Source organism: Pseudoalteromonas sp. 2CM39R (assembly GCF_023161845.1).
Window position 1 is genome coordinate 95700 of the sequence record NZ_JALNTM010000015.1, and the last position, 12260, is coordinate 107959.

Genomic DNA, 12260 nt, shown 5'->3' on the forward strand with positions numbered 1-12260 from the left:
TTATATCTTTTATGCGCTTAGCTATGTTTTACGTGATTTTAAGAAAATCTACAATACTTGCAAAGGTTTGTTCGAAGCCGATAAAACTATGATCGCCTCCAAATTCAACGTGTTGCTTACACTGAGAATAATATTTAACCGCCTGCTGAAACGGTAGTACTTCATCGCCCGTTTGCTGTAGCAAATAAATCAATGAAGGGGTGTCTAATTGCGGCAAATATAAACTGCGCAATGCATCCATGTGACGAGTACCAAGTTCATAGTGACTGTCTTGATACGGGTTATAGTTTTCCCCTAAATAGTTATCGAGTAACTCAAATGGGCGAACCGCAGGGTTAATAACCACCGCAGGTATCGAATAACGTTGCGACAAATAGGTCGCATAAAAACCGCCTAATGAACTACCTAGTAATACAGTATCATCATTTAGCAGTTGTTCTAATTGTAAAATTGCATGTAATGGCTCATGAGTTAATCGCGGCACCTTATAATCGACATCAAATTGCGCCATGTGCTCACCAAAACGAACGGCTTTGTAAGATTGCTCAGAGCTATTAAAGCCATGAATATAAATTACTCGTTTAGCCATACTACATCCGTGCTTAACAGTAAGTTTTGTTGCTCATCAATTATTAAGTCGATGAGTCGAAATGCGGGGCCTAAATCCTCTTGCTGCCACGCCATAGTGTGCTTGGTAAACTGTATTGAACTGGCCGGTGTCGCATAAACACTTAGGTTACGGTAATTTTGCCTGTACTCATGATGCACATGACCATGAAATACCCCCACACACTGCTCAGTATTAACACAGGTATTTAAAAACTGCGGGCCATTTTCTAGCATATGTTTATCTAAGTAGGCTTGAATAGGCAGCGGGTTATGATGACAAAACACCACGCTAGGTACCTGCCCTACCGCTTGGCTTAATTCATCTAAATGCGTTTGTGTTACCCAACCTGCTGGCGTCGGGCCTTTTGAGTTTGCCAACAGCAGCTGCCCACCTAAAAAGGTAATGCGTTTATTGTTAAAAATTTGCGGGCTTGTAAGCTTTTCATACTCGGCAAGTTCATCATGATTACCCGGCAACCAAAACACCGGACAACTCAGCGCTGAGTCTGCTATTAATTTAGCAAAAAGCTGGTAAGACTCAGTGCTGTGATCTTGTGTTAAATCACCACCAAATACCACACAATCCACATCGAGCTCAGCAATAGCCTGTAAACAGCGCCCAAAATACGCTGCCGTATTCACGTTAAAGTATTCACCCGTTGTGTCTTTTGATAAATGGCAATCAGTGATATGAGCAACTTTCAGTGCTGATTTATCAAAATGGTAGGCGTTACTAAACCAAGCCATTATTTACATCCCAATTTAAGACTGCTCGGCCGTTTTCAACACAAGCCACCAGCCAGTCATATAAGAAGGCGTTAAGCTGATATTTTTCATCTTTTTGATGCATATTCGGATTTGGGTAAGCATAGGAAGGCTTGATGCGCTGATGAAAATCATGATGCACAATTTCAGCGACTTTCGCATCATGATACATACGTACCGTTAAATACAAAGGCTTAACCGAAGGCAAATTACCGGCTTCTTGTTTGATAGAAATATCTGTGGTGTATTTTGCTGTATCGTCAACTTTAACCGCAAAAGTGCTGTGCCCTAATTGTACCTTTCGCTCCTGACCTATACGGCGCTCATTGGGTAATAGCTTTAGCGCACGCACGTAATTATGCTCACACAAAGTTAAGTACTTAGGTAAGCTTTGAATATAACGCTGCTGGGCACTGACGTACGACAAAATAACCCCCTATGAGTTTTTCCAATCAGACAGTATACGTTGCTTATTCAGTGCTAACCACTGTAATGAGATAACTGTCGCTGCATTATCTATTTCACCTTGTTCTAGGCGCAGCATAGCTTCATCGTATGACATTACATGGGTTTTGATATCTTCATCTTCATTATCAAGGCCAAAAATACCGCCTTGATACCCTGCCAAGTCAGTGCGCGCTAAATATAAATACAAACGCTCCGTAGTGCCGCCGGGGCTTGAAAGATACGACATCATAAATTCTAGCTCGTTAAGCTCAATTCCCGCTTCTTCGAACGCTTCGCGCTTCGCTACATCTTCATAATCAGTACTGCCATCTGCCATGCCTGCAATACACTCAAGTAGCCAAGGTGACTGTTTTGATGCGAGCGCGCCAATTCTGATTTGTTCGATTAACAAAACTTGGTCAGTCGCAGGGTCATAAGGAAGTACAGCAACAGCATGGCCGCGCTCTAAAATTTCGCGTTTAACTTCTACTGATTTACCACCCGCAAACAATGCATGATGAAAGCGGTAAGTATTAATTTTAAAGAAACCATCATAAACACGCTCAATCGGCTTTAACTCTATGTCATCATGATTAAATTGTGAGATTGCTGATATTTTCATTCACTATTTCCTTTGCGTTTTAAGTAAATGTTACGGCCAATTATATTCTGTTACACTTGGACATGCAGATTTACGTAATTTTTTTTTGGTTATTCATTAAAAAAGAGTACCATGGTCACAGTACAAAATTGTCTAAGGACTGAACGAACAATGAAAAAAACACTACTCGCTGCGCTGATCGGGTTTTCAAGCGCACTGACTGCAACAGCTAGTTATGCTGAAGACTTACTACAAGTTTACGAGATTGCGACAGCAAACGATCCTACCGTACTTAAAGCAAAAGCCCAAGCAGATGCACAAGCCTATGAGAGCGATCGCGCGTTAAGTGCACTATTACCACAAATTGGTCTAAGTCTTGGTTACCAATCAACCAAATCAGATCTTTACGAGGGTAATGATGCTACGGGTTATACAGGATATGACTACGAGCCTGATGAATTTAGCCGTGGTATTAGCTTAAGCCAAACACTGTTTGATTTAGGTGCATGGAATTCACTGGGTATTGCAGATAAACAAGCATTACAAGCAAACGCTCAGTATGATTTTGCACGCCAAGACTTAATCGTTCGTGTTGCAGAGGGTTACTTCAATGTATTAAGCGCAATCGATAACCTTGAGTTTGTTCAAGCAGAAAAACGTGCCATCGAGCGCCAACTGCAACAAACTAAAGAGCGTTATGCGGTAGGTTTAACTGCAATCACTGACGTACACGAAGCGCAAGCTCAGTACGATAACTCTGTTGCACAAGAAATCGTTGCTAAGAACAGTGTTGAAACAGCGCGTGAGCAACTTCGCGAAATCACTGGTAAATACCACGCGAAATTAGACATGTTGAATACTGAAACGTTTTCAACAGTTGCACCTAAAAAGCAGTCAACTGACTACATTGAAATTGCAAAAGACCAAAACTTAAATCTGCAAGTTTCAAAAGTAACGGTTGATATTGCTAAAGATCAAATCGATTTAGCAAAAGCTGGTCACTATCCGAAGCTAACATTAAGCGCTTCATACGGAGACAGCCTAACGGATCTAAACAGCAACTCACACCAACCACGCGAAGATAGTACAAGTATTGGTGTTAACTTCAGCCTACCTATTTACTCAGGTGGTGCAACAACAGCAGCGACAGATCAAGCACGCGCTTTCTATGTTGCGGCAAGTGAAGATTTAGAAGCAAGCTTACGTGCAGTAACTCGCTCGGTTATCACATCGTACAACCAAGTAGTGTCTGACATTGCTACTTATAAAGCGCTACAACAAGCTGTTGTTTCTGCTGAAAGTGCGCTTAAAGCAACTGAAGCAGGCTTTGAAGTTGGTACACGTACTATCGTAGACGTACTGATCAGCACGCAAAACCTTTACAATGCAAAAAGTAATTTAGCAAACGTTCGTTACCGCTATGTTGTTTCAACACTACGCTTGAAACAAGCTGCTGGTACACTAACTAGCGAAGACCTTGTTGCAATTAACCAAGGTTTAAAAGAAATCTAAGCATTTCTTCTATAAAGTCCTTATTGTAAAGCCAGCCTCGTGCTGGCTTTTTTGTGTTTTTAAGGACATACAGTTAAACTAGCTTTTTTATTTTTAGAGATTTTTTTGTGGTTAGTTCATCTCCTTTTAAAGCGTCTTTTTTAGGCCCTCGTTACTGGTTAACTTGGATTGGCGTGTTCTTTTTATATCTTATCTCTTGGTTACCACATAAATTACAACTAGCGCTTGGAAAACTGCTGGGCCGTTTAGTACACCGTTTTATGAAACGTCGTCGCCATATTGCTGAGGTAAACATTCGTTTATGTTTTCCTGATATGCCAGAGCATGAACAACGCGAACTAGTTCGTAAGAATATGGAAAATACCGGTATTGCAATGATGGAAACCGGCATGGCTTGGTGGTGGCCCCAGTGGCGAATCAATAAAGTGTTTGGTTCTGTTAAAGGCCTAGAACACTTTGAAAAAGCTCAGCAATCAGGTAAAGGTGTGCTGTTACTTGTGCCACACTTTTTACACCTAGAAATGGCGAGCCGTATCATGGGTGTAAAACACCAAGGTATTGGCTTTTATCGACCGCATAACAACCCTTTAATGGAATATTTCACGACTAACGGTCGTCTTCGTTCTAACGAATACTTAATTGGCAAAAAAGATGTTAAAGGCTTACTGCAAGCGCTTAAAAATAAAAAGGTTTGCTACTACCTGCCAGATCAAGATTACGGCCGTAACCGCTGCGAATTTGCGCCATTTTATGCGGTAAAAGAAGCAGCAACAACAACGGGAACGCTGTTATTTTCAAGTAGCCGTAACTGCGAAACAGTGAGTTTAACAAGTCGTCGTGATGAAAAGGGTCGCTACCATCTAGAGGTATTACCTGCACTTGAAAACTTCCCAAGTGGCGATGACCTTGCAGACGTTACCCACGTAAATCAGCGTATGGAACAAGCTATCGATTTAGCGCCTGAGCAGTATATGTGGTTACATCGTCGCTTTAAAACTCGCCCTGACAAGAATGCACCTTCTTATTACAAGTAGAGTGACATTTTACCGTTTGTATGGTTTTATAAAGCTAATCAACAACAAGAGTATTAGAAATGTGGTTTTGGGTTAAGCATTTATCATTAGCTGTTATTTTGATTGCTGCTGCTATTTACTTTTTATTTGGTAGTGGTCCAGTAATGGACATTAAAGATACCAAAAATGCTGCAGCGCAAGGCTTATCGCGCTTTTATGCGGCGCTACGTAACCAAGTAAATAACAAGAATAATGAGCGCGATAAATACGTTCTTAAATTACCTACGCCAGAAACCAGCTTAGATGTCGCACTTTTTGAACGCGAAAAAGTCGTAGAGCCTTCATCGCCTAACTGGACTGGTGATATTCAACCGCGCCGCTTTGAAAATGGTAATACCTTAAAAGATGTACTCTCTGACTATGCTCGTCACGAAGATATCGTACTGTACTGGTATTTAAGTAAAGACTATGTTGTAAAAGATCATTTTCGCGTTGATAGTAACTTTGTCTCAACCCTTTATCAGGTTGGCCGCGCCATCAACGATGATTTCGAAAATGAGGTTTACACCTATTTTTGCTTTAAGCAAAGAGCCGCGGTTATCACTGAGCTGCCCTCTGCTTATGTGCGCGAAAACTGCCGTCGCTTAAAAAGCTAAAACACCTGCTGCCACGCTTGACTTACTAAGTCGATGTGCTGAGTTAACTCAGCACGAGGCGCACAACGTCCCTGCTGATTCAAACTCATTACATGATAACGTGAACGATAGGCAATATACGCAGCCACTAATTCTTGCTGCATTTGCTCAGTAATACAGCCTAAACGTGCAGCATCAGCTAAAATACGCACATTGTCAGACCATGTCGTCAGCTCAGAGTGTTGCATAGCATTATTTAGCACCAGATACTGAGTGATAAACTCGATATCTGTAATACCGCCCCTATCTTGCTTTAAATCAAACAGATCATCATTGCCTTTAGCAAGGTGAGCGCGCATTTTTTCGCGCATCTCAACCACATCGGTCTTTAGCTTGTCATTATCGCGGGCTTGGCACAAAACGTCTTTGCGGATTTGTGCAAAACGCTCTTGCAACGAATTTTGCCCATAAATCATGCGTGAACGAACCAAAGCTTGATGTTCCCAGGTCCATGCTTGAGTTTGCTGATAGTGGTAATAACTTTCTAAATTAATGGCCAGTAAGCCCGATGCCCCTTCGGGACGTAAGCGAGTATCAAGCTCATATAATATGCCTGACGCAGTTCGCGTGTTGAATAGATGCATTAAGCGCTGCGCAAGCTTTAAATAAAACTGACGGGAATCAATCGACTTATCACCATCGGTATAACTGCTACCATCGTGGTTATGCACAAATACCAGATCTAAGTCTGAATCGTAGCCAACTTCAAAGCCGCCAGTTTTACCGTATGCAATCACCGCAAAGCCCTTTTCTTGATCAGAGGTATTCGCTGGCCGACCAAAGCGCTCAACACATGCATGCCATGCAATATTGACCGCTTGCTCTACAATAGCCTCAGCAAGTGCAGTAAGGTGATCGCTTACCTTCATCACACTCAGTACACCGGTTGCATCGGCTGCAGCAATGCGCAACTGATGCGTTTGTTTAAACTGACGAAGTGCTTCCATTTGCAGCTCTAAATCGCCATGCTCAATACGCAAGAAATACTGCCTTATTTCATCTTTGTAAGCAGATAAAGGGGTTGGTTTATAGAGCACCTGCGGATCGATCAGCTCATCAAGTAAAATTGGGTAACGAGAGATATGCTCGCCAATCCATTTACTATGGCAGCAAAGTGCAACCAATTGATTTAACGCCCCTGGGTTTTCGTATAACAGCTCAAGGTAGGCAGTTCGTGAGATGATCTTGTTCAGCACTTGGCAGATCATGGTAAAAGCGTCGCTACTGGCTTTTGTAACTGTTAACTGTTTAAGTAAAAGCGGCATTAATTTATCGAGGATATCACGACCTCGACTGCCAATTTTCGCCTTAGTTAAGCGCGCTTTAAAATCCTCAAGCGCCGCTTGCCAGTCAAGATTTGGCTCACACATCAGGCTAACATCAGTCATTTCCCAAGCGCTAATGTACTCACTTTCACACGGATCCGCCGTTTCACTTTCAAAGCCAATCACTTGTTCAAACTCACCATGTACTTGAGACATGGTCTGCTCAATGCTAGTTAAACACTGATTAAAGTCATCTTTGTTGAGCAAATAGCATAAACGCTGCTGGTTTAACTCGTCATCAGGTAGGGTTTGCGTTTGCTTATCATCGAAAATCTGTAGGTACTGCTCAATTTGACGTAAGTCTAAATAGTTTAGTGTTAATAGCTCAGCTTCTTTATTCGACATCACTTGGTTGTTAACCAGCTCTTTTAAAGCAACCAGCAATGACTGAGTTTGTAGGTTAGCTTCACGGCCGCCTCGAACCATTTGCAGTGCTTGCACTACAAACTCTACTTCTCGAATACCGCCGGCACCTAATTTAATATTGTTTGTAAGGCGCTTTCGGCGTACCTCTTGGGCAATCATTTGCTTCATCTTGCGCAGCGATTCAATCACCGAAAAATCTATATAGCGGCGGTACACAAACGGCCGTAGCAATTCATAAAACTCATCCCAATAACGGTTTTCTGTGCCAATTAATCTCCCTTTTAGCATGGCGTAGCGTTCCCACTCACGTCCTTGTTCTTGATAATAATCTTCCATTGCATGAAAGCTCATCACCAAAGGTCCACTTTCACCAAATGGGCGCAGGCGCATATCAACCCGAAAAACTTGGCCATTTACCGTGGTTTGGTTAAGCGCCATAATTAGCTTTTGCGCCACTTTGGTATAAAACACCTGGGCTTCAATGGAGCGGCGCCCCCCTTGCGTTGCAACATCGCGAGGATAAGAAAAAATTAAATCTATGTCAGATGAGTAGTTAAGCTCTCCACCACCAAGCTTGCCCATACCTAAAACTAACATTGGCATTGCATTACCATCATCATCAAGCGGCATACCACTGACTTTTGCGACCTGCGCAAACGCCCACTGATTAGCACTATCGATAAGCTGGTTTGCAAGGGCCGAGATATAAGCGATGCTATCGGCAATTGGGTTTGCACAGCACAAATCAAGAAAAGCCACCTTCAACCAGTATTTTTCTCGATACAAACGTAGCTTTGCCAGCGCAGCATTGTCATCCAGTTCATTGATTTCAGAATTACTTAACGGAGCTTCAACTGCACGATTAGCAAGCTCTCTATCATCAAGTAACCAGTCTTTTAAATCAGGCTGAGATTGTAAGCAGTTCCACGCAAAGTCACTTAAAGACAGCAAGTTAATAATTTTTTGTTGTTCAGTTTGCCCCTCATACAAGCTCGCGAAGCGGGTTTGGCCTAACTGATGAAGTGACTCGGGAAGCGCGTGTAAATTACTCATTAAATACTCTCTTTTAACTTGCCAATAACCGTACTAGAATGATTATCAAAGAATTATTTAGCAGGGACCTGCATGTCATATTTATCACTATCTAACACTAGTTTAGTCGCGATTGCTATTAGTTTCGCTGTAATTTGCGTCACTATAGTACTGCTACGTATTCTAACGCAAATCAAAGCAAAACAAGCGCTTAAAGAAGAGCTTGCGCAACATGATAACTTTGCCATGGGGATCAGCTTTGCCAGCGAAATTATGGTCGTTATAGCCACCATCGCTTATATATTTGATGAAATTAGCTTAAGTGCAGCTCAATCTAATCCACTAAAAGTACTTTTACTCATTGTGCTGTTATTTGCCTTTATAAAAATAGGCCATTTAATTCATCGTAAATGGATTTTGCATCGCTTTAATGAAGAAGCAGCCATACTCAAACAAAATGTTTGCGCCGCCTTGGTCGATTCAGGCATGTTAATCGCAAACTGCATTATCGCTCTTGGCCTTTATAACTGGTGCCATACCCAAGGTTACAGCAGCTTATTGATCGCCACTGTGAGCTTTTTTGTGCTGCAAGGTATGTTTGCCCTTGATAGTAAAATTCGTGAATATCGCTTTGCAAAAGCCAACCAAGGTGCATCACTACAAAGTAACTTTAACCTTGAAAATACCTCTATTGGCATTCGCTACGCGGGTAAGTCTATCGGCCTAGCACTTGCGGGTTATGCTGGTCTTGCCAGTGCATCATTTATTAGTGGTAAGATGGTAGAAAATTTATTCACTCTAGTATCTCATTGCGGTGCAATGTGGGTATTGTTATATATTTTGAGCTACATTATTAAATATATCTCTCTACCTAATATCGACACATCGTTAGAAGTAGATCACCAAGATAACATTGGCATAGCCTGTATAGAGTTTGCCGTTTTCGGTGCAATAGGCTATTTACTAATAAGTATGTTTTCAATTTGATACGGAAGTATTTGAATCGTGAGGCATTATGCCCTTTAAAGTTAATAATTATTTATTAGTTGATATAGATGATGAGTTTAGCCGCGCATTTGCTCAGCACTACTTTGCAAATGCCGAAAATTCGACTCTAGTTGTGGCTGGCGCTAATAGCCGCCATATGGTTAAACTCATGTTTGATCAACTCGTTAAAGATTATTGCTATTGCGATTTTAGTAATGAAATTAGTGTCTCAGAACTCGCCAGCTATTTACATGAACACCACGATATTCAAGGTGTACTGATTAATCACACCGACTATCAGCTGGCGAATGATGCACAAAAATTTATTTATAACTCACTGCACAAAATACGTTACTTAGTGCAACAAGATGGACATAGCTTTAGTTTTACACCTTGCCCGGATGCTGCTCACATTAACCACCTTTCTTGCCAATCTGAGATTGCCGAAACCACTGCAGATGTTTTAAGTGCCAAAGACGAATTTAAATAACAAATAAATAATTGCACCTAAGCCGCTGTATACTTACCATATTGCTAAATTTATTGATAAGTGACAGCCATGCGAGTTCCACATATTTACCAACCTTCAGCGATTTCTTTAAACACCCCAGTAGCACTTGATGATGATGCAGCAGGTCATGTTGGCCGTGTATTGCGTATGCAAGTCGGTGATAAGGTTTCGATTTTTAATGGTGAAGGAGGTGAATACCTCAGTGAAATTATTGAAGTCAGCAAAAAAAATGTCGTCGTTGAGCCACTGGAATTTGTTGATCATGATGTTGAATCGCCTTTAAAAATTCACTTGGGCCAAGGCATTTCTCGTGGCGATAAAATGGATTTCACTATTCAAAAATCTGTTGAACTGGGTATCACAGAAATCACCCCAATTTTTAGCCAACGTTGTGGCGTAAAACTAAGTGGTGATCGCCTTGCTAAAAAACATCAACAATGGCAAAAAATTGCAATTGCCGCCGCAGAACAATCAGGCCGTAACTTTGTGCCTGTTGTACACCCTCCTATCGATATAAAAGAGTGGCTAGAACAAGCAAGTGATGCGATTAAACTTACTTTGCACCCGCGTGCTGAGCACAGTATTAAAACTATTCAAGTACCAAACGAAGGAGTGCGCTTTTTAGTCGGCCCAGAAGGTGGATTTACCGATGCAGAAATTGACATTGCTAAACAACAGCACTTTGTTGATATTCGTTTAGGCCCACGTGTTCTGCGAACAGAAACAGCCGCTCTGACGGTATTGAGCGCCTTACAATTACAGTTTGGCGATTTAGCGAATTGAAAACCGTAAAAATACCCATATATCAAAGTAACAAAACATAGTATGGCATACGATTCTAAGGCAAAAATATGGCAATTAAGCTAGGCATAATCTCTGATCCAATTAGTGGCTTTAATATTAAAAAAGACACTGGCTTTGCAATGATGATGGAAGCGCAACAGCGCGGTTACGAAATTTACTACATGGAAATGGATGACCTTTCTCTACGTCAAGGTCAAGGCTTTGCAACAGCCGCCAAAGCCCGTGTGTTTGATGATGTAAATCACTGGTATGAATTAGAAGAAAAAGCCACCATTGCTTTAGCAGATTTAGACGTTATTTTAATGCGTAAAGATCCGCCTTTTGATACTGAGTACATCTACGCTACCTATATTTTAGAGCGTGCTGAGCAAGCTGGCACGCTTATAATCAATAAGCCGCAAAGCTTACGCGATGCTAACGAAAAGCTATTCACAGCTTGGTTTAGCGAACATACGCCAGATACTTTAGTAACACGTAGCCAAGCAGACATTCGTGCATTTTTAGCTGAGCATAAAGATATTATTTTAAAACCGCTAGATGGTATGGGTGGTGCATCTATCTTTAGAGTTAAAGAAGATGATGCCAATATTGGTGTGATCTGCGAAACGCTAACCGAACATGGTAGTCGTTTTGCAATGGCACAAAACTATATTCCTGAAATCAAGCAAGGCGATAAACGCGTACTTGTGGTTGATGGTGAAGTAATGCCGTATTGCCTAGCTCGCATCCCACAAAATGGTGAAACGCGCGGTAACTTGGCAGCAGGTGGTAGAGGTGAAGCACGCCCAATTAGCGATTCAGACCGAAAAATTGCAGAGGCTGTAGCACCTACGCTGAAAGAAAAAGGCCTTATTTTTGTTGGTCTAGATATCATTGGCGACCGTTTAACTGAAATCAATGTCACTGCGCCAACGTGTGTAAAAGAGATTGAAGCCGCTTATGACATTTCAATCACTGGTCACTTATTTGATGCCATTGAAAGAAAACTGAGCCATACTTAATTTAAACAACAAAAGGGGCGACCTATGCAGTCATTAGAGAATCATTTCTTAATCGCGATGCCGAGCATGCAAGACCCTTTTTTTAAGCGTGCTGTCACTTACATTTGTGAGCACAATCAAGATGGTGCGATGGGCTTGGTAATTAACCAGCCTATCAATATCACCGTGGGCGAGCTACTCGATAAAATCGAAATTGATAACGACAAAAGCAAGCAAGCTGCAGGTTTAGCTGTGTACGCAGGCGGACCTGTAAAAACCGATCGCGGATTTGTTTTGCACTCACCAAAACCAGGTTATGCAGCGAGTCAAAAACTTAGTAGTGATATTATGATCACCACTTCAAAAGATGTGTTAGCAAGCCTAACCACGAGTGAAGCACCTGAACAATTTATTATCACACTGGGTTATGCTGGTTGGGATCAAGGACAGCTAGAGCAAGAACTGCTAGAGAATTCATGGTTAATTATCAAAGCAGATCCTGAGATCATCTTTAACACCCCTGTTGAAAAACGCTGGGAAAAAGCTGTTTCTATGCTGGGTTTTGATATCGGGCAATTAAGCTCTGAAGCTGGCCACGCCTAACATTTATAAA

At 41.6% G+C, this 12260-nt stretch carries 13 protein-coding genes; 8 read left to right on the top strand and 5 right to left on the bottom strand.

The window, feature by feature from the left end; genetic code table 11:
- Nucleotides 1–28 precede the first annotated feature (28 nt).
- The 4 genes from MTF66_RS27450 to MTF66_RS27465 are packed head-to-tail and all read right to left on the bottom strand — an operon-like array spanning nucleotide 29 to nucleotide 2443.
- Entirely contained in the window at nucleotides 29–589 is a 561-nt protein-coding gene (locus tag MTF66_RS27450) for a YqiA/YcfP family alpha/beta fold hydrolase (protein ID WP_248529255.1), read from the bottom strand.
- Nucleotides 574–1356 (bottom strand): metallophosphoesterase, encoded by a 783-nt coding sequence (locus tag MTF66_RS27455; RefSeq protein ID WP_248529256.1) that lies wholly within the window; start codon nucleotides 1354–1356, stop codon nucleotides 574–576. The genes MTF66_RS27450 and MTF66_RS27455 overlap by 16 nt, the downstream gene beginning before the upstream one ends.
- A complete protein-coding gene (locus MTF66_RS27460; protein WP_055021209.1) occupies nucleotides 1343–1801 on the bottom strand; it encodes a DUF1249 domain-containing protein in 459 nt (152 codons plus the stop codon). Before MTF66_RS27460 ends, MTF66_RS27455 begins: the two co-directional genes overlap by 14 nt.
- 9 nt (nucleotides 1802–1810) lie before the next feature.
- Nucleotides 1811–2443, bottom strand: coding sequence for an NUDIX domain-containing protein (locus MTF66_RS27465; RefSeq protein WP_055197686.1), 633 nt, complete (start codon nucleotides 2441–2443; stop codon nucleotides 1811–1813).
- 150 nt (nucleotides 2444–2593) lie between these two features.
- Between MTF66_RS27465 and tolC the strand changes: the two genes are divergently transcribed.
- The 3 genes from tolC (at nucleotide 2594) to MTF66_RS27480 (ending at nucleotide 5603) form a co-directional block, all read left to right on the top strand.
- Entirely contained in the window at nucleotides 2594–3934 is a 1341-nt protein-coding gene (gene tolC / locus MTF66_RS27470) for an outer membrane channel protein TolC (RefSeq protein WP_058586583.1), read from the top strand.
- Nucleotides 3935–4041: 107 nt separating this feature from the next.
- On the top strand, nucleotides 4042–4968 hold the full coding sequence (gene lpxL, locus MTF66_RS27475; protein ID WP_248529257.1) for an LpxL/LpxP family Kdo(2)-lipid IV(A) lauroyl/palmitoleoyl acyltransferase: 927 nt from the start codon (nucleotides 4042–4044) through the stop codon (nucleotides 4966–4968).
- Nucleotides 4969–5027: 59 nt separating this feature from the next.
- On the top strand, nucleotides 5028–5603 hold the full coding sequence (locus tag MTF66_RS27480) for a TcpQ domain-containing protein (RefSeq protein ID WP_054562731.1): 576 nt from the start codon (nucleotides 5028–5030) through the stop codon (nucleotides 5601–5603).
- Here the strand turns inward: MTF66_RS27480 and glnE are convergent.
- Nucleotides 5600–8386: a bifunctional [glutamate--ammonia ligase]-adenylyl-L-tyrosine phosphorylase/[glutamate--ammonia-ligase] adenylyltransferase gene (glnE, locus tag MTF66_RS27485; protein ID WP_248529258.1), complete on the bottom strand. Its 2787-nt coding sequence runs from the start codon at nucleotides 8384–8386 to the stop codon at nucleotides 5600–5602. The two genes, MTF66_RS27480 and glnE, sit on opposite strands and share 4 nt — an antisense overlap.
- Before the next feature lie 72 nt (nucleotides 8387–8458).
- Here glnE and MTF66_RS27490 point away from each other — a divergent pair, with 72 nt between their 5' ends.
- The 5 genes from MTF66_RS27490 (at nucleotide 8459) to MTF66_RS27510 (ending at nucleotide 12250) form a co-directional block, all read left to right on the top strand.
- Nucleotides 8459–9352 carry a hypothetical protein gene (locus MTF66_RS27490; RefSeq protein ID WP_054562733.1) on the top strand — a complete coding sequence of 298 codons (894 nt, stop codon included), beginning with the start codon at nucleotides 8459–8461 and terminating at the stop codon, nucleotides 9350–9352.
- Between the two features lie 28 nt (nucleotides 9353–9380).
- Nucleotides 9381–9842 (top strand): hypothetical protein, encoded by a 462-nt coding sequence (locus tag MTF66_RS27495; protein WP_058586585.1) that lies wholly within the window; start codon nucleotides 9381–9383, stop codon nucleotides 9840–9842.
- A gap of 69 nt (nucleotides 9843–9911) precedes the next feature.
- Nucleotides 9912–10646 carry a 16S rRNA (uracil(1498)-N(3))-methyltransferase gene (rsmE, locus tag MTF66_RS27500; protein WP_248529259.1) on the top strand — a complete coding sequence of 245 codons (735 nt, stop codon included), beginning with the start codon at nucleotides 9912–9914 and terminating at the stop codon, nucleotides 10644–10646.
- Nucleotides 10647–10714: 68 nt separating this feature from the next.
- Nucleotides 10715–11668, top strand: coding sequence for a glutathione synthase (gene gshB / locus MTF66_RS27505; protein ID WP_054562736.1), 954 nt, complete (start codon nucleotides 10715–10717; stop codon nucleotides 11666–11668).
- 24 nt (nucleotides 11669–11692) lie between these two features.
- Nucleotides 11693–12250 carry a YqgE/AlgH family protein gene (locus MTF66_RS27510; RefSeq protein WP_054562737.1) on the top strand — a complete coding sequence of 186 codons (558 nt, stop codon included), beginning with the start codon at nucleotides 11693–11695 and terminating at the stop codon, nucleotides 12248–12250.
- The last annotated feature ends 10 nt before the right edge of the window (nucleotides 12251–12260 follow it).

What these genes read in the sequence shown, in the direction of transcription:
- MTF66_RS27450 (WP_248529255.1), bottom strand. Translation starts at nt 589, where the DNA reads ATGGCTAAACGAGTAATTTATATTCATGGCTTTAATAGCTCTGAGCAA.
- MTF66_RS27455 (WP_248529256.1), bottom strand. Translation starts at nt 1,356, where the DNA reads ATGGCTTGGTTTAGTAACGCCTACCATTTTGATAAATCAGCACTGAAA.
- MTF66_RS27465 (WP_055197686.1), bottom strand. Translation starts at nt 2,443, where the DNA reads ATGAAAATATCAGCAATCTCACAATTTAATCATGATGACATAGAGTTA.
- tolC (WP_058586583.1), top strand. Translation starts at nt 2,594, where the DNA reads ATGAAAAAAACACTACTCGCTGCGCTGATCGGGTTTTCAAGCGCACTG.
- MTF66_RS27480 (WP_054562731.1), top strand. Translation starts at nt 5,028, where the DNA reads ATGTGGTTTTGGGTTAAGCATTTATCATTAGCTGTTATTTTGATTGCT.
- glnE (WP_248529258.1), bottom strand. Translation starts at nt 8,386, where the DNA reads ATGAGTAATTTACACGCGCTTCCCGAGTCACTTCATCAGTTAGGCCAA.
- MTF66_RS27490 (WP_054562733.1), top strand. Translation starts at nt 8,459, where the DNA reads ATGTCATATTTATCACTATCTAACACTAGTTTAGTCGCGATTGCTATT.
- MTF66_RS27495 (WP_058586585.1), top strand. Translation starts at nt 9,381, where the DNA reads ATGCCCTTTAAAGTTAATAATTATTTATTAGTTGATATAGATGATGAG.
- rsmE (WP_248529259.1), top strand. Translation starts at nt 9,912, where the DNA reads ATGCGAGTTCCACATATTTACCAACCTTCAGCGATTTCTTTAAACACC.
- gshB (WP_054562736.1), top strand. Translation starts at nt 10,715, where the DNA reads ATGGCAATTAAGCTAGGCATAATCTCTGATCCAATTAGTGGCTTTAAT.
- MTF66_RS27510 (WP_054562737.1), top strand. Translation starts at nt 11,693, where the DNA reads ATGCAGTCATTAGAGAATCATTTCTTAATCGCGATGCCGAGCATGCAA.